Origin of the sequence: Marixanthomonas spongiae (assembly GCF_003095375.1) — a bacterium.
GTDB lineage: Bacteria > Bacteroidota > Bacteroidia > Flavobacteriales > Flavobacteriaceae > Marixanthomonas > Marixanthomonas spongiae.
In genome coordinates this window covers 1-22,999 of sequence record NZ_QEHR01000002.1, presented here as the reverse complement: position 1 = coordinate 22,999, position 22,999 = coordinate 1, and the positions used below count along the sequence as shown (strand labels likewise).

General features: G+C 34.3%; 19 protein-coding genes. 17 read left to right on the top strand and 2 right to left on the bottom strand.

Going from position 1 to position 22,999, the window contains the following annotated elements:
* Positions 1–66: 66 nt before the first annotated feature.
* Positions 67–1,395, bottom strand: coding sequence for a signal recognition particle protein (ffh, locus tag DDV96_RS02730; protein ID WP_116693223.1), 1,329 nt, complete (start codon positions 1,393–1,395; stop codon positions 67–69).
* A gap of 461 nt (positions 1,396–1,856) precedes the next feature.
* Here ffh and DDV96_RS02725 point away from each other — a divergent pair, with 461 nt between their 5' ends.
* The 5 genes from DDV96_RS02725 (at position 1,857) to DDV96_RS02705 (ending at position 7,410) form a co-directional block, all read left to right on the top strand.
* The gene (locus DDV96_RS02725; protein ID WP_116693222.1) at positions 1,857–2,975 is read left to right on the top strand and encodes an alkene reductase; all 1,119 of its coding nucleotides are present in this window, start codon (positions 1,857–1,859) and stop codon (positions 2,973–2,975) included.
* Positions 2,976–3,020: 45 nt separating this feature from the next.
* On the top strand, positions 3,021–4,409 hold the full coding sequence (locus tag DDV96_RS02720) for an NAD-dependent succinate-semialdehyde dehydrogenase (RefSeq protein ID WP_116693221.1): 1,389 nt from the start codon (positions 3,021–3,023) through the stop codon (positions 4,407–4,409).
* 176 nt (positions 4,410–4,585) lie between these two features.
* Positions 4,586–4,987 carry a GlcG/HbpS family heme-binding protein gene (locus tag DDV96_RS02715; protein WP_116693220.1) on the top strand — a complete coding sequence of 134 codons (402 nt, stop codon included), beginning with the start codon at positions 4,586–4,588 and terminating at the stop codon, positions 4,985–4,987.
* An 865-nt stretch (positions 4,988–5,852) separates the two neighbouring features.
* Positions 5,853–6,986, top strand: a complete 1,134-nt coding sequence (locus tag DDV96_RS02710) for a tyrosine-type recombinase/integrase (protein WP_240607659.1) — start codon at positions 5,853–5,855, stop codon at positions 6,984–6,986.
* A 181-nt stretch (positions 6,987–7,167) separates the two neighbouring features.
* A complete protein-coding gene (locus tag DDV96_RS02705) occupies positions 7,168–7,410 on the top strand; it encodes a hypothetical protein (RefSeq protein WP_116693219.1) in 243 nt (80 codons plus the stop codon).
* Here the strand turns inward: DDV96_RS02705 and DDV96_RS15765 are convergent.
* Complete coding sequence (locus DDV96_RS15765; protein ID WP_133240802.1) at positions 7,400–7,705, bottom strand: hypothetical protein; 306 nt, start codon at positions 7,703–7,705, stop codon at positions 7,400–7,402. The two genes, DDV96_RS02705 and DDV96_RS15765, sit on opposite strands and share 11 nt — an antisense overlap.
* A 202-nt stretch (positions 7,706–7,907) precedes the next feature.
* Between DDV96_RS15765 and DDV96_RS02700 the strand changes: the two genes are divergently transcribed.
* The 12 genes from DDV96_RS02700 to DDV96_RS02640 all read left to right on the top strand — a co-directional run bounded on the left by DDV96_RS02700 (position 7,908) and on the right by DDV96_RS02640 (position 22,675).
* On the top strand, positions 7,908–8,288 hold the full coding sequence (locus DDV96_RS02700) for a hypothetical protein (protein WP_116693218.1): 381 nt from the start codon (positions 7,908–7,910) through the stop codon (positions 8,286–8,288).
* A 19-nt stretch (positions 8,289–8,307) separates the two neighbouring features.
* Complete coding sequence (locus DDV96_RS02695) at positions 8,308–8,553, top strand: hypothetical protein (protein ID WP_116693217.1); 246 nt, start codon at positions 8,308–8,310, stop codon at positions 8,551–8,553.
* A gap of 786 nt (positions 8,554–9,339) precedes the next feature.
* Positions 9,340–9,777, top strand: coding sequence for a hypothetical protein (locus tag DDV96_RS02690; RefSeq protein ID WP_116693216.1), 438 nt, complete (start codon positions 9,340–9,342; stop codon positions 9,775–9,777).
* A 282-nt stretch (positions 9,778–10,059) separates the two neighbouring features.
* Entirely contained in the window at positions 10,060–14,442 is a 4,383-nt protein-coding gene (locus tag DDV96_RS02685) for an AAA domain-containing protein (RefSeq protein ID WP_116693215.1), read from the top strand.
* A 352-nt stretch (positions 14,443–14,794) separates the two neighbouring features.
* Entirely contained in the window at positions 14,795–16,642 is a 1,848-nt protein-coding gene (locus DDV96_RS02675) for an HsdM family class I SAM-dependent methyltransferase (protein WP_116693213.1), read from the top strand.
* Positions 16,639–17,157: a restriction endonuclease subunit S gene (locus tag DDV96_RS02670; RefSeq protein WP_116693212.1), complete on the top strand. Its 519-nt coding sequence runs from the start codon at positions 16,639–16,641 to the stop codon at positions 17,155–17,157. The genes DDV96_RS02675 and DDV96_RS02670 overlap by 4 nt, the downstream gene beginning before the upstream one ends.
* 207 nt (positions 17,158–17,364) lie before the next feature.
* Positions 17,365–19,110 carry a DUF6119 family protein gene (locus DDV96_RS02665; RefSeq protein ID WP_116693211.1) on the top strand — a complete coding sequence of 582 codons (1,746 nt, stop codon included), beginning with the start codon at positions 17,365–17,367 and terminating at the stop codon, positions 19,108–19,110.
* Between the two features lie 246 nt (positions 19,111–19,356).
* Positions 19,357–20,151: a cation transporter gene (locus tag DDV96_RS02660; RefSeq protein ID WP_165805947.1), complete on the top strand. Its 795-nt coding sequence runs from the start codon at positions 19,357–19,359 to the stop codon at positions 20,149–20,151.
* A gap of 187 nt (positions 20,152–20,338) precedes the next feature.
* Positions 20,339–20,776, top strand: coding sequence for a hypothetical protein (locus tag DDV96_RS02655; protein ID WP_133240801.1), 438 nt, complete (start codon positions 20,339–20,341; stop codon positions 20,774–20,776).
* A 248-nt stretch (positions 20,777–21,024) separates the two neighbouring features.
* Positions 21,025–21,786: a helix-turn-helix transcriptional regulator gene (locus DDV96_RS02650; protein WP_116693209.1), complete on the top strand. Its 762-nt coding sequence runs from the start codon at positions 21,025–21,027 to the stop codon at positions 21,784–21,786.
* Positions 21,787–21,790: 4 nt separating this feature from the next.
* Positions 21,791–22,252, top strand: coding sequence for a GyrI-like domain-containing protein (locus tag DDV96_RS02645; RefSeq protein WP_116693208.1), 462 nt, complete (start codon positions 21,791–21,793; stop codon positions 22,250–22,252).
* A gap of 3 nt (positions 22,253–22,255) precedes the next feature.
* Complete coding sequence (locus DDV96_RS02640) at positions 22,256–22,675, top strand: DUF1801 domain-containing protein (protein WP_116693207.1); 420 nt, start codon at positions 22,256–22,258, stop codon at positions 22,673–22,675.
* The last annotated feature ends 324 nt before the right edge of the window (positions 22,676–22,999 follow it).

The window sequence follows — 22,999 nt, the reverse complement described above, 5'->3', positions numbered from 1 at the left end:
CCTCTCGACTGTGCTGGAGATGATTTTGTTAACTAATACCTTTTATCTACTGATATGAAAACTTAATTACCGCATCTTATTCATCATTTGCATCATTTTGCGACCACCACCGCCTTGCATCATCTTCATCATTTTGCTCATTTGGTTGAACTGTTTCAGCAATTGGTTTACTTCTTGTACCGAGGTGCCGCTACCTTTGGCAATTCGTTTTTTTCGGCTACCGTTTATTACTGATGGTGTACTCCGTTCTTCAGGCGTCATGGAATGGATGATGGCTTCGATCCCTTTAAAGGCATCGTCGTCTATATCTACTCCTTTAAGGGCTTTTCCGGCTCCGGGGATCATTCCCACTAAATCCTTCATACTCCCCATTTTCTTTACCTGCTGAATCTGCTTGATGAAATCGTCGAACCCAAACTGATTTTTGGCGATTTTCTTTTGTAGCTTGCGAGATTCTTCTTCGTCAAACTGTTCTTGGGCACGCTCAACAAGCGACACCACATCGCCCATTCCCAAAATCCGATCGGCCATACGTGCCGGGTGAAAGACATCGATGGCGTCCATTTTTTCACCGGTACCGATAAACTTGATGGGTTTGTTTACCACACTTTTAATGGAAATGGCCGCACCACCACGCGTATCACCGTCTAACTTGGTCAATACGACGCCGTCAAAGTCAAGGCGTTCGTTAAAGGTTTTTGCCGTGTTTACTGCATCTTGACCCGTCATGGCATCGACTACGAATAGCGTTTCATTAGGCGTAATGGCTTTATGTATATCGGCTATTTCGGTCATCATCGTTTCATCGATTGCCAAGCGTCCAGCGGTATCGATAATTACCGCATTATGACCATTTTGTTTAGCATGCGCAATGGCGTTTTGAGCGATTTCTACCGGGTTTTTATTCCCTTCTTCGCTATACACCTCTACTTTTATCTGCTCTCCTACTACATGCAACTGATTGATGGCGGCTGGGCGGTACACATCACAAGCAACCAGTAACGGTTTTTTGGTCTTTTTTGTTTTTAAGTAATTGGCCAATTTACCGGAGAAGGTGGTTTTACCGCTACCTTGCAACCCCGACATTAAAATAACGCTTGGCGAGCCGCTTAAATCGATCCCTGCCGTGTCGCCGCCCATAAGCTGGGTCAATTCGTCTTTTACCAATTTTACCATCAACTGCCCTGGTTGCAGGGTGGTCAATACGTTTTGACCGAGGGCTTTTTCTTTAACGGTATTGGTAAATTCTTTAGCGGTTTTAAAGTTAACATCGGCATCGAGCAAGGCACGGCGTACTTCTTTAAGGGTTTCGGCTACGTTTACTTCGGTAATCTGGCCGTGTCCCTTGAGGACGTGCATGGCTTTATCTAACTTATCACTTAAATTATCGAACATATTGTTGTATTCTTTTAAAGGTTAACCCCTTATTCGCCAAGGCTTTGGGTTTGGAAATGCAAAGATAACATTCTGATAGGGAGTTTCAAAGGGTTTTTTTAAATACGAAGGGTGAAGTGGGAAGTGGGGAGTTGGAAGTGGGAAGTTGGAAGTGGGGAGTGGGGAGTGGGGAGTGGGGAGTGGGGAGTGGGGAGTCCGAGTTTCGTTTTCAATTTCAATTTTGAAAACATTATCACTCTTTTAACACAGGCTTAGGTTTATAGCTGCTGAATTGAAGGGTGATTGCCTTATCTTTAAAAGAAATTTACAGTACGGAATGATTTTTAGCTTTTCGGATGAAAATTTAATTTTCAAGTTTACTGAGTAGCAGCACACTATACATCGCGGTTATTATAATCGATCCTATTTTCATTCCTTAAAATTTCAGAATAAAAAAGATCACTTAACTATTGAATACTTATATGAACCAACAAGCTCTATTACAACCTTATACTATGGGCGAGTTACACTTGCCCAACCGCGTGGTTATGGCACCTATGACCCGAAGCCGTGCCAACAACCCAGAAAAAAAACCAACCAAAGACAAACATGTTATTTATTACCAGCAGCGAGCTTCGGCAGGCCTGATCATTACCGAAGGCTCGCAAGTTTCGGAAAAAGCTGTGGGTTACATCCACACACCAGGGATCCATACCGAAGCGCAAATAGACGGATGGAAACAAGTAACACAAGCCGTACATAAAGCAAACGGACGCATTTTTATACAATTGTGGCACGTGGGGCGGATGTCGCATCCCGATTTTCACAACGGTGCGTTGCCCCATGCGCCCTCGGCCATCAATCCGAATGCGAAATCGTTTACGCCGGAAGGTTTTAAAGATACGGTTACGCCCAAGGCGATGACTGAAACCGATATACAACAAACCATTAAAGATTTCGCAAATGCCGCCGTGAACGCGATGAAAGCCGGATTTGATGGGGTAGAATTACATTCCAGCAACGGGTATTTGTTTCACCAGTTTTTTAATGCCACCTCGAATACCAGAACCGACAGGTATGGCGGCAGCATAGAAAACCGCGCCCGTTTCTTGTTTGATGTGCTCGACGCCGTGAAAAAAGTCATGCCCGAAAACAGGATTGGGTTGCGGCTGAACCCTTCGGCACACAACATTTTTGGCGTGACGGTAGATAAAGAAACCATCCCCACGTTCGACTATATCATTGAAAAATTAAACGCGTACGATTTAGCGTACCTTCATTTAAGCGAACCGTTTAACGATGTTAGCCATGTACCGTATGCAGAAACCGAAATTGCCAAACGCTACCGTCCCATCTACAAGGGTACATTGATGATCAATACCAATTTTGACCAAGAAAAAGGGAATGCGGTACTGGAGCAAGGCGATGCCGATCTAGTGGCCTATGGTAAACCGTATGTGAGCAATCCAGATTTGGTCGCGCGGTTTAAACACCACATTCCGTTAAGTGACTGGGACAAAGACACTTTTTATACTCAAGGAAAAGAAGGCTATATCGACTATGAACCTAAAGCAAAAACTGTTTGCGTGACAGAGAAATAGAAGTATACTTTTCTTCGGAAATTTTAACTATTAAAATAAAACACTATGAAAGAACAAATGGAAGGATTAAAAACAATAAACCCGGCAACGGGCAAGCTGATAAAGCGTTATCCGTTTATGACGGACAATCAAGCAAAAGAAGCCGTGCAACACTGCCACGACGCTTTTTTAAAATGGAAATCCAAACCTATTGAAGAACGGGCCAAAGTCATTAAGGCGATTGGTAAAAGTTTGCAAGACCATAAAGAAGAATTGGTGAACTTGATGACCCAAGAAATGGGCAAGCTGTTGAAACAAAGCAAACAGGAAGTGGATCTATGCACCGAGATTTGCGATTACACCGCCGAAAACGGCCCTAACGAACTGGCCGATGAAGAACGCGAACTTCCCAATGGCGGAAAAGGTGTCATCACCTATTCGCCTATTGGCGTGGTGTATGGCATACAACCGTGGAACTTCCCTGCTTATCAAGTAATTCGATATTCCATCGCCAATTTAATGGCCGGCAATGGCGTGTTGCTGAAACATGCCGAAACCGTAACCGGATCGGCCAAATTATTGGAAAAAATCTATACCAAAGCCGGGTTGCCCAAACACTTGTTTACCGTATTATTGGTCAATCACGATCAATCTAACGCTATTATAGAAAACGATTTGGTGCGTGGTGTTACCTTGACGGGCAGCCCTGAAGCCGGAAAGACCATTGGCAAAAAAGCAGGGGCCAAACTAAAGAAAACCGTATTGGAACTGGGCAGCAACGATGCCTACCTTGTTCTGGAAGACGCCAATATAGATAAGGCGGTAAAACATTGTGTAAACGGTCGTATTTACAACAATGGTGAAACCTGCGTGGCAGCTAAACGTTTTATCGTAGTAGATAAGGTCTATGATGAATTTAAAGAAGCTTTTGTAAAACGCATGAAAGGCGTAACCCACGGCGACCCAACCGATGAGAATTCTAAGATGGGCCCCATGGCCCGAGAAGATCTTCGGGACGACCTGCACCAACAAGTAACCGAAAGCGTAAAAAAAGGTGCCAAAATACTGTGCGGTGGTGAAATGCCCAATGAAGCAGGTTTTTATTATCCAGCGACCGTACTGGAAGATGTAGCACCTGGACAACCCGCCTATGACGACGAATTGTTTGGTCCCGTAGCATCATTGATACGCGCCAAAGATGCCGAGGACGCTATGCGCATTGCCAATGATAGCCGTTTTGGACTGGGCGGAGGTATTTTTTCAGAAGATACCGACAAGGCTTTTGACCTTGCCAAACACCATTTTGACACCGGGATGGTATTTATTAACTCTTTTGGGTTGGCGCAGCCTAATATGCCCTTTGGCGGTGTGAAAAACTCTGGTTACGGACGTGAACATGGTGGTTTTGGCGTTAAGGAGTTTGTGAATGCGAAGGCGGTGATGCGGTTGAGTTGATGTCGGTGGCTTCGATACATTTTGGCGTTCGCCAAAACACTCAGCCACCTTATATTTGGCTGTATCATTGGGGCTTCGATGCTTCGGCTCCGCTCAGCAACCTCTCCGCTCAGCCACCTTGGATTTAACTCACAATTATAAAAATTAAACGATTACTAATTTAAAAACGAACTATCATGAATACGATTAATTTAGAACAAGCAGAAAAGATGATCGCGGCGGCAAAGGCCAAAGCGAAAGAAATAGACACCAAAATGAACATTAGCGTGGTCGATGCCGGTGCCAATCAAGTAGCTTTTGTACGTATGGACGGTGCTTGGTTGGGAAGCGCTGACATCGCACTAAAGAAAGCCAAAACAGCCCGCTTTTTTGATATGAACAGTGGCGAAATAGGGAAACTCTCCCAACCGGGGGAATCGCTTTACAATATTGAGCATTCCAACGGGGGGCTGATTTCGTTTCCTGGCGGCATACCTGTCACCAATGACGACGGCACCATTGTCGGGGCCATTGGCGTTAGTGGCAGTACCGTGAATGACGACCACACGGTGGCCAAAGCTGGTGCCGATGCATTTTAATTTCCCTGTAATTTAGCAAATAAGATAAAGCGAGTTATTGTAGCTCGCTTTTTTTTATACCACGATTTCAAGCTCAGTACACTTAGCGGTTTAGTTTGTTGTTTTCGGTAGGTTTTTTTTCTTATTTACTTCGGGCGTTGTTCGGGTTTCGGTATATTTTAGGAAAACAACCTTAAACCGATCCCGAAGGACCCTCGAAGGGAACCCGAACAAAATCACAGTGTTTTACGCAATAGGCTTCAAATGACGGCAAATGAATGCAGCAGCATCTATAGGCCATCATACGTCTGCAACAGTTAGCAAACCCGGTCAAAGAACATCAAACGCCATCAATTTCTGACAATGGGTTGCTTCAAATAAATAGACGGTCGGTTTAGCAGCTACTTATATATGCTTTTATCATTTTTCAGAAGAAAAAAATAGTGGCATTTCAACTTTTGTAGGAAAAAAAGTGTTTATCCTACAAATCCATACACTATCCATACACTATCCATACACTATCTACGGAGTATCTATGGAGCATCTATGGAATATTTTTACTTTAGCGTGGAATTTTTTAACTTATTCGATGTATTTAAGACGACTATCTGGAGTATCATTCATGAGTTCGGCTACTAACAATAGTAATCTTATTGCTTTTTAGAAGATTCTACATTCTTTTAGAACCCATTTACCTTTTCCAGTCCATTTCTCTTATTTGAAAAACGAATTTGACCTTTCGCAACTTTATAAGGGTTTACAGTGGTTCATTTACAGAAATATACCTAAGCCAATACACGGTAGTTTCATTTTTTTAGTTATATTTGAAGATACTTCTCCCCCTTTATTTTTGCTTATAATTTTTGTAAATAGTCAGCCTATTTTTATGGATCAGGCAAGTTTTCAAATTAAATTAACGGAGTCCGTTTATCGTGGGCAAGCTTGTTATTTTATTCTTTTTTTCTCTAAGCTTGCGCAACAGACTGTTGTTAGCGAGTTAGGTTGCTTTCAATGGAGCGATGAGCATGAGCAGTATTATGTGGCACAAAGACACAAGACATTGCATGTTCTGTTTACTGAATTAAGGAAATTGAACTGTTATGTCGATTATTCTGAATTGCTCAAAACACAAAAGCACAAACCCGCACAGGTTAAAAAACCGATAGAACTGCCCATATTAGCCAAAACTGCTGAGCAGCAGTTGAATAAATTTGAACGGTGGATGCTTGAAAAGCGTCTTTCAAAAAACACCATATACACTTATAAAGGGGTAACGGCTTTGTTTTTACGTTACCTGCAACTTAAGAAAGCAGCTGGGATTAACCCGATATGGGTACAGCGTTTTAACCATGATTATGTTATTTTGAGGGCGTATTCTGTTTCCTATCAAAACCAATGTATTAACGGCATAAAGAAATATGCTGAGTTTTGCGGTATGGACATTCAATTGGAATCGCTTGAAAGACCCCTAAAACCTAAAAAATTACCTATTGTATTAACCAAGCAAGAGATAAAAAGCATATTGGATGTTACGCACAATGTAAAACACAAAACGCTGTTGGCGTTACTTTACAGTGGGGGCTTGCGTATTGGGGAAGCGCTATCTATGCGCATTACCGATGTGGACAGTAAACGGGGATTGATTTTTGTGCGCAGCGCCAAGGGCAAAAAGGATCGTTATACGCTTCTTTCGGTCAAGATTTTAGCATTGTTACGCCGATATTACATACAATATAAGCCAAAAAAATACTTGTTTGAGGGTCGCCACCATGATGTTTATAGCAACAGCAGTGCACGAGAAGTGTTGGCACGGGCAGTTAGACGAGCCGGAATTACCAAACAAGGCATTACGTTGCATACGTTACGGCACAGCTTTGCTACTCATTTATTAGAAAATGGCACCGATATTAGATACATACAAGAGTTGTTAGGCCATAACAGTCCAAAAACCACGATGATTTATACACACGTAACCGATAATAGTTTAAAAAAAATTAAAAATCCATTAGACGAGATTTAATTAAAATAATTATATTGAAAAAATGAATGAACCTATGAACTATTTAGTTAAAAATATGAATGTATTAAAAGTAAAAAAACCGTTCATAGCATGCCAAACGGGAAAACTAAAAGCGGAAAAAGTGTTCATATAAACAAGTTACCTGCAATATGGAGCAACGTTGTGGTAAAACAACAATCGAATGGAAATAAAAGATTTAGAAGCATTTATGAAATTCAGAACACGAAGAGGAGAGATTGACCATTCTCTGACTAGATTATATGCTGTAACATTAACTCACGACCCACAAACAGGAGATGTAAATTTACCAATGGCAAATGGAATTTGGGATTTTGTTATGACAGGCTCTTGGAATTCAGGAGCGGGATATGAAAAACGAACAATTGACCGTATGGTAGGAACAGATGAGGAATCTACTCGATAGAATGTACTAACTTAATTTTTTCTACAAGAGAATGAGCAGAATCCAAATCAAAATCTGTAGAAATATAAGCATAATCACCTTCTAAAGAGTTTAAGTGTTCATTACTTAAAATATTAAAAAACTTAACGACCTTATAAACCCTTTTACTTTTATACTTTGGACTAAATGTTGTAACAATGCAGTTTTTAAAATTAATAATATCTTCGGTAGGTAAAGAATAGCAAAATTGAACATCTAAAAACGTTTTCTCTGATAGAGAAATAAAGTCAGTATTAGAAACAGGTTGTCTTGACATAAATAATTAAATTAGACAACTAATATAAACAAAACGGTTGAAAAAATACAGCAGGTAACACCGTATATAAAACATTGCTTTTCCTCACACACTTGGAAAAACTAATTATAAACCAAAAAACAGTAAATATTAACTAAAATAATTATTAACCCACGCAACGTTCCATATACAAAAACGTTACCACACATTTAAGAAAAAAATTATGAGCAAAAAAGAATTAACTCTCAACAAATCTATAGTCAAAAACATACTTCTATCGTTATTATGTTCATTAATTTTCTTTTTTATTTTGGAGCATTTTGGGAGTTTTACTTATCAGTTTTTTGGTGGCCAACAACCCTATAAGACACCTGTGACAGGAATTACTTATGAAACATTGTTCGGGAATAAAGTACAAACTGACGGTCAAGGATACACTCTTAGTGATACTTCATACAAAGGCGGAGAATTTGACAGCTACTTAAAAAGATTACCTTATTACATAAAAGCCATATATGCGGATATAATGTATGTGGCAATACTTGCAATCATTATTTTTTCTATTTTATTTATAAGAAGAAATTATTCAATTAAAATATCGTAATTGATAAAGAAAAAAAAATATGAAGAATTTTGTAACTGAGAATTTAGATGAAAACGACATAATATTTATTGTTAACATTGGGAGCGACAGTAAATATTTTGGACTGGAAGGTATGATTAAAATTCGTCGTAAATTACCAACAACAGTTGAGATTATAGTGAGCCAAATGGGGTCAAATATTAGTAAGATTATTTGTAGAACTCAAAATAAATCTGATTTGCAATTTATAAGTGAAAATTTGCTTGTAGAGGTAATCAAAGTATAAATATAAACCAAAAAACGTGTGGTAACAACGTATAAAAACAATAGGGCAATTGTAGTTAAACCCAATGGTTCGGGTGCATTTGCGAGGTCGCCAAATTTTTAAATTTGGCTTATTGACAAAGAAAAAATAATAAGAAAATTTAAAAATTCGGCTTGTGTCCAACCGAATGGTAACAGCTCATTTTCAGCCCTACTGTTCTTATACACAACCGTTGGCAAAAATACCTCGGAATGAAAAGCAAAGCGGAAAAATAATGAATCCGACTGCTTGAAAAGATGAAGTAAAAAACAAAAATTAGTTCTTAAAAGAAATAACTGACTTAAAAAGAAAACAGCGGAATTGAAAAGCATTACGCCGAATGAAAAACACAACGCTGACAAGAAAGATGGATTGAATAAAAATAAAGAAACGGAAAAAAAATTAGCCGGAGTGAAGATCAAATCAGAAATTTGAAGTAGAAGAAAAAAAGAATTTGAAGTCTCAGTTTTAAAAATAAATCAGATAATTTTTAGACATAAAAAGTGGACGGAAAAAGAGCAAAGTGGAAAAAATTGTACGGACGGCATAACAGAGCGTTCCAAGCAGAGCGTGTCGGTACTTTAGCCAACAACGGCTATAATTCATTGCGGCGGAATTTTCTACCGAAAATTCCATCCTTTTTTCTATCTTTGAGCTACAACCGAATAAATCCTGCGTATTTTTCCGCAACGAAATCATAGCCAAAGCCGTTGTGGCGCATTTGACCAAAAAATCGTACTGAGTTATTTAAATCAATACTTTCAAAAAATGAATTACTCTCTAAATGTCCTGAAAGAAATTGAAATTAAAGCTAATTCCTTCGAAATATGGAATACCATAACTTCGAACAAAAAATTATCAGATTGCTTAAAAATATCTGTTAACTGTGATTTATGGGAAAAAGGACAAACAATTTATTTTAATGGATTTAAAAACGACTTGAAATTTAGTGATAAAGCGAAAATTACGGAATTTCTGCAAAATAAATTATTGACTTATAATTACTTTAAATCTGGTTCTGATGATTTTACCGAGTTAAGTTTTTCAATAAAAAGAAATGGAAAAAATTCTTCCAAACTTATTTTAAGAGGAAAAGGCTTTTTAGATACAGATGACAAAATTCACGCAGAAAAAACTTGGGCTGGAATGTTACAAATATTAAAAACTGAAATTGAAAAAACGCACCACAACAATGGCTATAAGTAATTGCTTGTTCTCGCCTACTTCTGAAAATCCTCTCGGATTTTCAGTTTAGTGTGTACTTGCAAAGTTAATCGCTAAACCACGCAACTACTCATAGCCGAGACCGTTGTAAGCAAGCTGAAAAACCAGCCGCACAAACAGCACATTTGGTTTTTGCCGACACACGAACCAACGCTGAAAAAACCAAAAGAGCTGTTTTTTGCCAACGCTCGAACGAAATGAGAAAAACCGTAAATTGAATTAAAAAAAAGACCGTATTTTAAGCGACTGAAACCAACCGAAAAAATGGAGATAACCGAAAAGCTACTGATTGAATTACAAAACCGACTAAAAGTTGGTAGCCGAAGAGGAGTTCATTTAAATGCTATTCCAGCACGTTCAAGATACAAGTTTGACTTAACGAGATTATCTCATATAGACGAAAATCTTCCCGCAAATTTTATTAATGCCTTACTGACCGAGTTGCCATTAAAATTTAAAATTAGTTGGAAAGATAATGTTCCCGATTTGAATTCACTCTTTGAAGATGACCAAACACAATTAGTGAAAATAACAAAGTCTTTTGAAAATCTAATTAATCAAACAGATGCAATAGAATCGGAAAAAGGAATAAACACATTTGGTTTTGGCTTTCCAATACTTATAAGACGAGACCAATCAGACAACAAATTAACAGTTGCACCAATTTTAATTTGGTCATTAAGAATAAGAAGAACAAAAGAATTTAATACTTGGGAGATACTACGAACAGAAGATGACCCAATTTATATAAATGAGGTTCTAATAAACCATTTACAAAATGATTCCAAGATTGAGATTAACCAAATTTCAACGGACTTGTTGGATGACGGTTTAATTGACAAAAGTGAACTTTTAGATATTTGTGTAAATATCATTGAATCTATAAACAGTTCGATACCAAATGACCTTCGTGAAACATTTGAGAAAAAACTGAATGAAATAAAATCTATTCCAGAAAAGAAACATTACGAAAAGCTTCCATTAACATCTAATAATTCATTTATAGATTTTGGCGGACTTTTTTCAATTTTTGAGGTTCAGAAGCAAAATATCATTCACGATTATACGAATTTACTAGAATTACAAGGTGCAACAATTGACCTTGAGGATATGGAAGAACATACGTTTCAACCAATATCATCAGTCGAAACCGACCCTTCACAACAAGGGATTTTACATTCTTTAAAAGCATCTCGGAATATTTTAATTCAAGGACCACCAGGAACAGGGAAAAGTCAATCGCTTACAGCGATTTTAGTAAATGCTTTAGAGAATCAAAAAAAGACAATTGTTGTTTGTGAAAAACGAACAGCTTTAGAAGTGCTTCACAATGCCCTAAATGAAAAAGGTCTTAATTATCAATGCGTTCTGCTAAAAGACATTGTTAAAGACAGAAGAGTGGCAGTTGATTCTGTAAGAGATAGAGTTGATAATTCCTCATATCGAAGATATAGATACACTCATTCTAAAGAAACGTTAGACAACATAATTGAAAAATCAAAAAACTTAATTGATTCAATAAATAAGAGGCATAAAAAATTAGGAGCAAATTTAGTTGGCAATAAAAATTGGACTCATATTGTCGGCTCACTATTGTCAGAATTAAAAGACAATTCCGAAGAATACAATCTTGATTTATCAAAAGACACATTCAGTTATGAATCATCTGAACTAAATCACTTATTAGAACTCATTAGAAAAGGACAAAATTTATATGACGAGTTTAAACCTCATTTAAATCTATCTTTTATCAACTCTGCAAAATTAGTTGGAGACAATCCATTTATTATAGAACAGCAGATTGAAGAAGACTTTTCAATCTATAAAAAAGAGTTGAAAATAATATTAGATGACATTTCAAGCTATGAAGTAGAATATTATAAAATTAGAAATGAACAATTTAATTTGCAAAAATCCTCAATTAGCGATATTGAAAATTCTATCCAAAATATCCTAACAAACCACGAAACAAACGACGACTTTTTTGATGAAGAAAAAACAAATGGATTTTTATTTAAAACAATTTCCATCTTCTCAAAAGAAAAGAAAACAACACTTACTGACCAACAAACAATAAATTCACTTTTTGAAGATTATTTGTCAAAAACCATTGATAACAAAGACTTTGAAAGCATTAACTTCTCTAATTCAATTAAAGAGAATCAAGACATTCTTAAAAACTATAAGCTAATTATCGAGAGAATTAATAATGAATTTCAATCTAAAATAGAAAATGAGTACAAATTCTTAAACTTACTCAAATCAACTGAAAAGGAATTTGACACAGAACTACTTCAAACAATAAAAACAAACTTTAGCAATTTAAAGACGAAAATCCAAGAGCAAAATTGGACTAAAAAAGAAATGAATGGAGATTCTCACAATGTTTTAATCTCTCAAATTCAGGCTTTAGTAGATTCAAAGGAACAATTTTTCGCAAATGAAAACGACCTTTTTTCAATTGAGTTTAAGTGGTTTCAATTTTACAATTCATTATCAAAAGAGAATAGACTAATAATTGACCAATTAAAGGAAAAAACAGATTGGAGAAAAACATTTTTGATTTTCTACCTTAATTCTATGCTTGTAAATTCTGCAAACACAGATTTACCAACAAATGATAATGACCATATTGAATTAGGAAAATCATTATCCGAACTTGAAAAAGAACAGATTAAATATATTAGAGAATATTGGTTTTCAAAACAAATAGATGCAACGAGAGAATTTGATAATAATAATCCAAATTTAGCTGTTGAAAATCTATATAACAAACGAGCAGGAAAAAGACATAAACGATTATCCTTGCGAGAAATAGTAAAGTTGGATATGGATTTATTCACTACTTTCTTTCCAATAATTCTAACAACACCAGACGTAGCAAGTAATCTATTTAAAGGCAAAAATCAATATTTTGATATTGTAATGTTTGATGAAGCAAGTCAATTAAAGTTAGAAGATAATTTACCAGCACTTTTAAAAGGGAAACAAATTATCATTGCAGGAGACGAACACCAAATGCCACCTTCAAATTATTTCAGCAAAATATTTGACGGTGTAATTGATGATGAGGATGAGTTTGAAGATGAAATAGATAAAATTAAAAACGATATAAGCAATTCACTTTCAGATTGTGAATCACTTCTTGATTTTGCATCCGAATTGGGTTTTGAGAAAAAACATTTAGACTTTCATTATCGTTCAAGACATCCTTACTTAATTGATTATTCAAATTATGCCTTTTATAATCAACGGTTAAAACCACTTCCAAACAGTTTTGAATATATTCCGATAAATTATGTTCCCGTAAATGGCACATATTCCGATAATTCTAATGATGCAGAAGCTGAAACAGTTCTTTCAATTATAGATAACAACATTTCAAGACTTCCAAACGGAGAATACCCAACAGTTGGTGTGGCAACTTTCAACATCAATCAACGAAACCTAATTTTAGGTAAGATTAATGAAAGAAGAAAATTTGAAAAATATAAAGATTTTAACGACAAAATAATTGAACTAGAAGAAAACGGATTTTTTGTCAAAAATTTAGAAAATATTCAAGGAGACGAGAGAGATGTAATAATTCTTTCAACCACTTACGGTATTAACAAAGAAGGGAAATTTGCTCAAAGATTTGGTTCAATAAATCACCAAAAAGGTTACAAGCTTTTAAACGTTATTGTTACAAGAGCAAAATACAAAGTATATGTATGTTCTTCAATCCCAGAAGATGTGTTTTTAAATTACAAAGAGCACTTAATAAATGAAGGTTCAAATAACAGAAGAGGTGCTTTATATGCTTATTTAGCGTACTCAAAAGCTGTTAGTGACCAAGACAATGAAGCTAGAATTTCAGTCTTAAATACACTAGCAGAAAATTCTACGAAAAGTACTACAATTGACAACTTAAATGAAGACCTCGAATCACCATTTGAGGAAGAAGTTTATGAAGCATTAACTGAACATTTTGACGAAAAAAATATAATTCCTCAACTTCAATTTGCAGGTTTCAGAATTGATTTGGTTTACGACACAAAACATATTGGACTTCCAAAAATCGCAATAGAATGTGATGGAGCTGCTTATCATTCTAGCCAAGAAGCATATTTGCACGACAGACACAGACAAAAGATTCTTGAAGGTCACGGTTTTGTATTTCATAGAATATGGAGTACAAATTGGTGGAGAAACCCACAAAAGGAAACAAAAAAATTAGTTGAATTTATAAAGAGTATTGAAAACAGCAGTCCTTCAATTTTTGAAGATAAATCAAAAACAGGGTTAGCGTTTACAGATAATATTACGATTATCGAAAATGAAATTTCTAAAGTTTCTTCACATCTTAAAAAGGATTTAAAAGAAACAATTGAAGCTGTAAGTAAAAAAGAGGAAGTTCAAACAACATTATTTAAAGAAACCATTACTGTAAATAGTAAAGTGAAAGTAAAATATTTGAATATTGATAAAGATTTGAAAGTTCATTTAGTAGACCAAATTGTGTCAAAACTTGAAAAATCAAATGGTATTCAGAAAATAAATATTAAAACACCTTTAGGAGTTGCTTTAAAAGGAAAATCTGTTGGAGATACTGTGAAAATTGGTGGATTAGATAAATATGTTAGAATATTAGAAATTATGAATTAAGCCAACGCTAAAAAGCCATACACATTTGCAATTCGCACCAGCCAACGCTACGCCAAAAATTGCAAAAGAGTATGTCTCGCCAACGCTCACTTCCGAAATAACAGAAAACTTCGGAAAACCAAGCAGGACGTGGAAAGCCAGCTTACAACAATGTATAAAAATAATAGCGGTTTTATCGCTAAAACGAAAGTATGTAAATATAAATAAGGTCTGTGTTTAACCGAAAATTAGTGCATTTTAATCCGCTACTATTCTTATACTAGACCGTTGTGCCTCATTTAGACAAACCCGAAATTTCTTCAAAAAATGAGGAAATAATTTTCTACCTTTGAAAAAAAACTTAATTAGGAATATGTCAAGACTTGAAAAAACAACAGATTTAATTGTTTTTAATCAGCTTCGATTAAAAAACTATGTTGATGGAGACTTTAATGAATTGGACAAAAAAGTAAAAGTCTGGGCTAAAAAATCTTCTAATAGAAAGATAAATGACATCCTATCTAAATCTTCTAAAAAAGGAACAGGTCAAAAAGGTTTTCCTGAATATTTAATATATGACGAGAAAGAAAAAATAGTCATAGTTATAGAAAACAAAAAAGACCTGAATAGACATTTCTATGAAAATGCAGATGAAAAAGTATCAGAATATGCAGTTAATGGAGCATTATGGTACGCTTCATTTTTAAAGGAAGAATTTAATGTTATTGCTATTGGAATTTCTGGTAATAAAACAGAAGAATTAAAAATTGACTCTTTTGCTTGGCGAAAAGGTGTTGAAACATTTACGAACCTTAACTTACACGAACTTTCAGAAATAAAGGTTTATAGAGATATAATAAACAAATCAATAAAAGCTTCAAAATCAAGAAATTCATTAATTGAACTTAACGAAAAAGCAATTGAGATAAATGAGTTTTTAAGAAATATTCTTGGCGTAATTGAACACGAAAGATTATATGTTGTAGGTTCAATTTTATTTGCACTTGAAGACCCTGTTTTTAAAATATCATATGGTCAAATAAATTCGGACAATGATTTAGCTGTTTTTATTTTTCAAACTATAGAAAGAAAAATTAAAGGTTCAAAATTAGAGGAAAAAGAATTAATCGCTAATGAACTTCGTCCTGTTTTATTGGGTTTGAAAGATTCAGGTAAAGAAAAAGTAAAAGAATTATATCCAAACGGAGCTTTATTAGAATTGGTCAAAAATGTAGATAACATTCTTTTTGACTTTTACAAGAATAGTGAGTTGGATATGATTTCAACTTTTTTCAATGTATTTCTTTCATATTCAACTTCTGGTGGTTCTGATTTAGGGATTGTTTTAACACCTTCTCATATAACATCTTTGTTTTGTGATTTAGTCGAGTTTGACCTCAATCATAAAGTTTTGGACATTTGTGCGGGAACAGGTGGATTTCTAACAAGTTCTTGGAAAAGAATATCTCTAAACAACAAATTAACCTTTTCTCAAAAAGAAGAATTTAGGAAAAATAATATTTTCGGAATTGAAAAGGAAAAAAGCATTTATACAATTATTGCTTTAAATATGTTCTTGAACAAAGATGGTCGTTCAAACTTACATCACGGAGATGCTTTTACATTAAAAGATAAAATTAAAGAATTTGAGTGTAATGTAGGATTTATAAACCCACCATATTCAGATTCTATTTATTCAGAAATCAGTTTTGTAGAATTAATGTTGGATTCATTATTGCCTAATTCTAAAGGAATAGCAATTATCCCTGTCAATTCTGTTTCCTCTAGAACAAAAAAACATTCAGGATTAAACACTGTAAAAGAGCGTATTCTTAAAAAACATAAATTGTTAGCTTCAATTCAAATGCCAAATCAGTTGTTCTATCCTAAAGGGACAGAGACAATAATTTTAGTTTTTCAGACTGGAATACCAAATGAAAATCATAAAACTTGGTTTGCCAAATATGATGATGGTTATAAGTTAATAAAACATAAAAAAACTAGAACACCATCTCTTAAATCTGAAGAACATCACAAAGAATTTATTCAAGCTTATAAAAGTAAAGAGGATACTATTTTCTCTTTTAATAAAGAAATGACATCTGAAGACCAATGGGTTTATACAATTCATTACGATGTTAGTTATAATCTGGAAACAATTGATTTTCAAGAGACACTGAATGAATATGTTTCTTATTTATTTTTAAATAATTATTTATGAAAAAGGTTAAACTTTCTACATACTTTAAAATAAATTCTGCAATTCAAGATGACAAAATTAATTTTGAGTTAGCAAACAAAAATGACAAAGATGCTATTCCTTTTCTTGGTCGTTCTGCGACAAATAATGGTATTGTAGATTATGTTAAATTTCGAAAAGGTTATGTAAACGATGGTGGTCAAATAACCATAGCTCTAGATGGAAGTACAGGCTCAACTTTTTACCAACATCATCCGTTTAGTTCTGGTCAAAATATTTGGATTTTAGAGCCAAGAGAAGAAAAAATTGAATACATAAACCCTAAAATTGCAATTTACTTAATAACGACAATTAGAAAAGCAGTTGCCGATTATTCGTATAATCTAGGCTTGACTAAAACTAGATTGGAAAATAATATAGATGTAATACTTCCACTTAATAAAGACGGAAAATTAGATTTAGAATTTATCGAATCTGAAATTGACAATTTGAGAAACGTTAATATGATTGAAAAAATAAACAACAGTCGATTATAAAAAACGAGGCACAACAATGGCTATAAGTAATTGCTTGTTCTCGCCTACTTCTGAAAATCCTCGCAGATTTTCAATTTGGTGTATACTTATAAAGTTAACCGCTAAACCACGCAACTACTCATAGCCGAGACCGTTAGCTGTAATTGTAAAAAAACTCAGATAAACAAATAAAAGATTTGCAACATTTTAAAAAATATTGACTAATTTTTGAAACAAAATCCAACTATATATAAAGTAGAGCGAGAATATGACTTCACCTCTGTGGTTGATGGAATTTTAGCTCACTTATCATTAAATAAAAAGCCTTCAATTGTTCGTGATATCAAGCTGAGCGAATATGATGCTAAGCTTATTGTAATTCAATCTAGCGAAAAAGAATCGGAATGGGCTAAGTTCTTTCCAAAAGAATACACCGAAGGAATATCCCTTGAATATCAAATACCCTCTATCCTAATACTTGTAAATACAACTTCTGGAATCTTTTCAATAATTGGAGGAGCATTCTATAAATATATCTTACCATTTTTAGACACATCTTATGGTTTAAACACTTATTCGCGTATAATGAATCCTGTCCAAGACAAAATAATTACAATCAAAACTAGAGGTGTTACTGGCTTACGTGCTGGAATGTCAGAACAGTTTAAAGATAATTATCGTTTAATGGACTATATTAAGTTTGGTAAAATCCCGACAGAGTTAAAAATTAAACTTTCAAATGAAACAGCAGAACTTTATTTTAGTCAGTATCTAACGAATAGATCGCCAAATATAATTTTAAATATATCAAGTGGTTTCAATATAAATAAAAAGCTTTCTTTTCAGGAATTAGGTCTTTTAGTAGAAATATTAGAACATATCGAAAAAAAGAAAGCGGATGATTTTTTTAGTTCTTACAAAGAAATCACGAATAAAGATGCAATTTCTAACTCATTAAAACCAGCTGTAATTAACGAGTTATTCAACAAACGAACAATTATTATAAATAATAAAATTTCGAATTTTGATATATGCTATCCTAATAAAGTCGAGGATTTTTACAGTGCTGATGAATATGTAATTAAGCTAAAAGAAGCCAAAAGAAAATATAAGGAAATTGGTAGAACAAATGACAAAAGCGAAATTCTGAATATGATTTTGGCATACTTGAATGCCGAAAATTTTGATGCCAATTTGGAATCGTTCAGTTATAGGTTATATAATATTTACATATACACTTATAAAAATGGAACAAAAAAACCAATTTTAAAAACAGCTCTAATTTATCATCTGAATACAGAACTTTATATCAAAAGCTTAGGCACTTATATTTATTTAGACTCTAAATGGTATAAATTAAGAGACATTTTCATAAATGAAATGAACGACCGATGTTCTGAAATACTAAATGGGCAAGATTTAAGAAATAAGGTTCTCGATGAGGAATGGATTAAAAAGGCAAGTGGTAAACGAGAAAATGAATCGACATATAATGACAGGTATGACAAGAAAAATTATCTTGTCTTAGATACAATAAGTCCAGAATCGATTGAATTAGCAGATGTTATGTATATCGAGAATAACGTTATTTATTTATGCCACGTAAAATATGGTTTCAGCACAGATATGAGAGAACTTTATAGCCAAATCATATCTTCGGCAAGGCGACTAAAAAATGACCTTAAAGACGAAGAAAATAAATATTTACGAGCTGTCTTTAAAGGTTTAGAAGTAAAAGAAAAAAATAGAAACTTAACAGAAGAACAGTTTGTGAACCTTTTTAAAGAAAGTGATAGCATTAAATATGTAATGTGTATCACTAGCCATTTAAAAAACAAACCGCTTCAGAAAAATATAAGCAAATATACCTCTAACATTGCGAAGTTATCTCTAATACAATGTTATCAAGAAATGAGAACAGAATATTATGATTTATCTTTTGAGGTTATAAAGAATGATGCTTGTTTCTCATAATAAACCATTGCGAAAACAACTACAGCTAACACTGTATATAACTCATAGCTAAGCAGTTGTCTAATCATAAGTTTCGGCTTGTTTGGAAAGTCGCCAAATTTTTAAATTTGACAACTTTCCACTAAAAAAGATAAGTAGTAAATTTAAAAATCTGGCTTGTGTTAAATCCGAAAATAATCGCTAATTTAGACGCTACGAGCCATATACAAAACCGTTGTAAGTAATGCCGAAAAACCCAGAAACCAAGTGAATAAAACAATATTTGAAATAACCAAAATGGATTGTCCTTCAGAGGAAAATCTTATCCGAATGAAATTGGACGGAATTTCAAGCATTGCGAATTTGGACTTTGATATTCCGAATCGAAAATTGACCGTTTTTCACAGCGGAGAAATTGACCAAATCGAAAAGTCCGTTATCGAATTGAATTTAGGTGGAAAAAAAATCTCAACGGAACAAACCGACCAAACGGAATTTAAAGAAAACGCAAACCAAAAAAAACTACTTTGGTCTGTACTTGCAATCAATTTTGCTTTTTTCATTATCGAAATAACAACAGGAATAATCTCAAAATCAATGGGACTTGTTGCCGATAGTTTAGATATGCTTGCGGACAGTTTTGTGTACGGAATTAGTTTGTTTGCGGTTGGCGGAACAGTAATAAAGAAAAAACGGATTGCCAAACTTGCTGGATATTTTCAAATAATACTTGCGATTATTGGATTTGTGGAAGTCTTGAGAAGATTTTTCGGAAACGAGAAACTTCCCGATTTTTCAACAATGATTATAGTTTCGATTTTTGCACTTATTGCAAACGGAATTTGTCTTTATATTTTGCAAAAGTCAAAGAGCAAAGAAGAAGCACATATGAAAGCGAGTATGATTTTCACTTCGAATGACGTGATTATCAATTTGGGAGTAATTATTGCAGGAATTTTAGTGCATTATTTGAGTTCTAATAAACCTGATTTGATTATCGGAACAATTGTTTTTGCATTGGTAATTCAAGGTGCATTCCGAATACTGAAATTGAGCAAGTAAGCGAAAAAGCACTACTTACAACAACGTGTATAATTAATGGCTAGTTCTCGCCTACTTACGAAAATCCTCGCGGATTTTCTATTCGGTTTTTATTTGCTAAACTAGGTGCTTAAACACGCCACTAATCATACACAAAACCGTTACCTGCAAGCTGAAAAAAAATTTGCGGATTAAAAAATTGATGAAAATGAAAAACTATTTTTGGATAATTTTTGTTCTACTGATTATAACATCTTGTCAGTTTAATAAACAAAAAGAAGAAAAATATTATCCATTTACAGATTTAGAAATTTCCGCAATAAAAAAGGATTCAGAAAACAACTTTGAAATTAAAGATAGTGCTGCAATTCAGGAAATTTCGAGTTTTCTGAAAAAATTAAGTAGCGAAGATTTAATTAAAGGTAAAAGGTTACACGGAGCAGAAAAATTGTGTGATATAATAATTAAAAATAGCACCGATGATGATATTCAGATTTTTATAAGTTCACATAAAAAAGATGGAATAACAGCAGATTTTTTACAAGAAAGACAAGCTGACAATTTCACTTATTTCTTGGGTAGATTATATGATGCGAATAAATTTGTACATCTCTTTGAAAAACACGGACTGAATTGCGATGAATAAAGCAATAATAAAAACCGATAGTAAAAAAAGCCAGCAGGTAACAATGTATATAAAAAATAGCTAGGTGGTTTCTAAATCGTAAATTTTGGTATATTTGGTAAGTCGCCAAATCTTTTGATTTGGCTTTTGAAAGGTAAAGATAAAATCAAAATGCAAAAGTTTTGGCTTGTTTTATAACGGAAAGTTAATCGCTAATTTCTACGCTACTTTTCATATACAAACTCGTTAGCCACAAGCTGAAAAACCGAATGGATAAAGAAAAACCAAGACTTGCAAGATTAACAGCAATCCTAACACAACTACAATCAAAACGGATTGTAACCGCTACAGAAATTGCCGAAAAACATAATGTAAGTATCAGAACGATTTATCGGGACATTCGGACACTTGAAAAATCAGGCATTCCAATTGTAACAGAAGATGGAAAAGGCTATTCAATGATGGAAGGCTACAAACTTCCGCCCGTTATGTTTACCGAAGAAGAAGCCAATGCTTTGCTTATGGCAGAACATTTAATTCTGAAAAACAAAGACAAATCGCTATCCGACCAATATCAAAATGCCTTAACCAAAATCAAGTCAGTACTTCGGTATAGTCAAAAAGAAAAAACCGAATTTTTGACCGACCGAATACAAGTCCGTAACAATCAAGAAAACGAAAAAACAAGTAACTTACTCATTCAACTTCAATCCAATATCGCTAATTTTCAAGTCATTAAAATCGATTACTTTTCATTGGAAAACAACCATACTAAAAGAGCGATTGAGCCATTTGCATTATATACCACACAAGACAATTGGATTTTAATAGCTTATTGCCAAATGAGAAATGCGTTTCGGGCATTTCGCCTCGACCGCATTCAAAACCTAATGGTAACCGACAAAAAATTCAATCCGCATAAAATAACCTTGGAAGAATATTTTGAGGAATGCAGAAAAAATTGTTTTCCGACCCCTGACACACCTTTGACACAAGGTCAATCTAACTTTGCATTGAACAATAAAATTTAGAACTATGCAAACGGTAAAAATTCAATCTTTTAAAATAATTGGAATTAAAGTAAGAACAACCAATGAAAATGGTCAATCGGCACAAGATATTGGAGCTTTATGGACAAAGTTTCTGACCGAAAAAATCGCTGAAAAAATTCCCAATAAAGTTGAAAACTCAGTTTTCTCGATTTACACAAATTATCAGGGAGATTTCACACAGCCATACGACACGATTTTAGGCTGCAAAGTAAATTCATTGGAAGAAATACCCGAAGGAATGATTGGACAAAAATTTGAAGGCGGAAACTATGTGAAGTTTATTTCTAAAGGTAATTTGAACGAAGGAATTGTTTATAAAACTTGGGAAGAAATCTGGAAATCAGAGATAAAAAGAGCATATACGGCTGATTTTGAAGTTTACGGAGAGAAAGCACAAAACCCAGAAAATGCGGAGGTGGACATATTTATCGCAGTTAAAGAATAAATAATGGAACTAAAAACCAATCCGAAAGTAGCTGAAAAATTTGAGAATTATCCTGATTTCGTTCGGGATAAGATGCAGAATTTACGGGAATTGGTAATTGAAACGGCAGAAGAAATGCAGGATATAGCTGTTTTGGAAGAAACCTTAAAATGGGGAGAACCCAGTTTTGTTACTAAAAACGGTAGTACTTTACGAATGGATTGGAAAGAAAAAACACCTGACCAATATGCAATGTACTTTCAATGCACCAGTAGATTGGTTGATACATTTAGGCTAGTTTTTGACCACAAATTTCAATTTGAAGGAAAACGGGCAATCATTTTCCAACTCAACCAAAAAATCCCTGAATTGGAGTTAAAAGAATGCATAAAAGCATCGTTAAGGTATCATAATGTAAAAGACCAAATAACATTGGGAATTTAAAAATGAAACAAAAAAGCCAGTGGCTAACAATGGCTATAAGTAATGCGGGCTAAAGGAAAAATTTAAAGGTCAATCTTTCTAATTCGCTCGCAATTTGTATATTAGCTAGATAATTTAACAAATATAAAAATGGCTCGCTTAGGTTCGGGGTTAATCGAAAGTTTCGGCTTCAAAACCCCGCACTACTCATAGCCGAGACCGTCAGACTGTCTCAAAACCATGCCATTATTGCAGCCTTTTTCCAAGGATATAATTTTAATTTGCCTTATCTTTAGGAATGGAATACCAACAAGGACAAGACCGGGAACAGCTTACCCTTTACAG

Excerpts from the sequence above, each read along its gene's own strand:
- ffh (WP_116693223.1), bottom strand. The coding sequence starts at position 1,395 with ATGTTCGATAATTTAAGTGATAAGTTAGATAAAGCCATGCACGTCCTC.
- DDV96_RS02725 (WP_116693222.1), top strand. The coding sequence starts at position 1,857 with ATGAACCAACAAGCTCTATTACAACCTTATACTATGGGCGAGTTACAC.
- DDV96_RS02720 (WP_116693221.1), top strand. The coding sequence starts at position 3,021 with ATGAAAGAACAAATGGAAGGATTAAAAACAATAAACCCGGCAACGGGC.
- DDV96_RS02715 (WP_116693220.1), top strand. The coding sequence starts at position 4,586 with ATGAATACGATTAATTTAGAACAAGCAGAAAAGATGATCGCGGCGGCA.
- DDV96_RS02710 (WP_240607659.1), top strand. The coding sequence starts at position 5,853 with ATGGATCAGGCAAGTTTTCAAATTAAATTAACGGAGTCCGTTTATCGT.
- DDV96_RS02705 (WP_116693219.1), top strand. The coding sequence starts at position 7,168 with ATGGAAATAAAAGATTTAGAAGCATTTATGAAATTCAGAACACGAAGA.
- DDV96_RS15765 (WP_133240802.1), bottom strand. The coding sequence starts at position 7,705 with ATGTCAAGACAACCTGTTTCTAATACTGACTTTATTTCTCTATCAGAG.
- DDV96_RS02700 (WP_116693218.1), top strand. The coding sequence starts at position 7,908 with ATGAGCAAAAAAGAATTAACTCTCAACAAATCTATAGTCAAAAACATA.
- DDV96_RS02695 (WP_116693217.1), top strand. The coding sequence starts at position 8,308 with ATGAAGAATTTTGTAACTGAGAATTTAGATGAAAACGACATAATATTT.
- DDV96_RS02690 (WP_116693216.1), top strand. The coding sequence starts at position 9,340 with ATGAATTACTCTCTAAATGTCCTGAAAGAAATTGAAATTAAAGCTAAT.
- DDV96_RS02685 (WP_116693215.1), top strand. The coding sequence starts at position 10,060 with ATGGAGATAACCGAAAAGCTACTGATTGAATTACAAAACCGACTAAAA.
- DDV96_RS02675 (WP_116693213.1), top strand. The coding sequence starts at position 14,795 with ATGTCAAGACTTGAAAAAACAACAGATTTAATTGTTTTTAATCAGCTT.
- DDV96_RS02670 (WP_116693212.1), top strand. The coding sequence starts at position 16,639 with ATGAAAAAGGTTAAACTTTCTACATACTTTAAAATAAATTCTGCAATT.
- DDV96_RS02655 (WP_133240801.1), top strand. The coding sequence starts at position 20,339 with ATGAAAAACTATTTTTGGATAATTTTTGTTCTACTGATTATAACATCT.
- DDV96_RS02650 (WP_116693209.1), top strand. The coding sequence starts at position 21,025 with ATGGATAAAGAAAAACCAAGACTTGCAAGATTAACAGCAATCCTAACA.
- DDV96_RS02645 (WP_116693208.1), top strand. The coding sequence starts at position 21,791 with ATGCAAACGGTAAAAATTCAATCTTTTAAAATAATTGGAATTAAAGTA.
- DDV96_RS02640 (WP_116693207.1), top strand. The coding sequence starts at position 22,256 with ATGGAACTAAAAACCAATCCGAAAGTAGCTGAAAAATTTGAGAATTAT.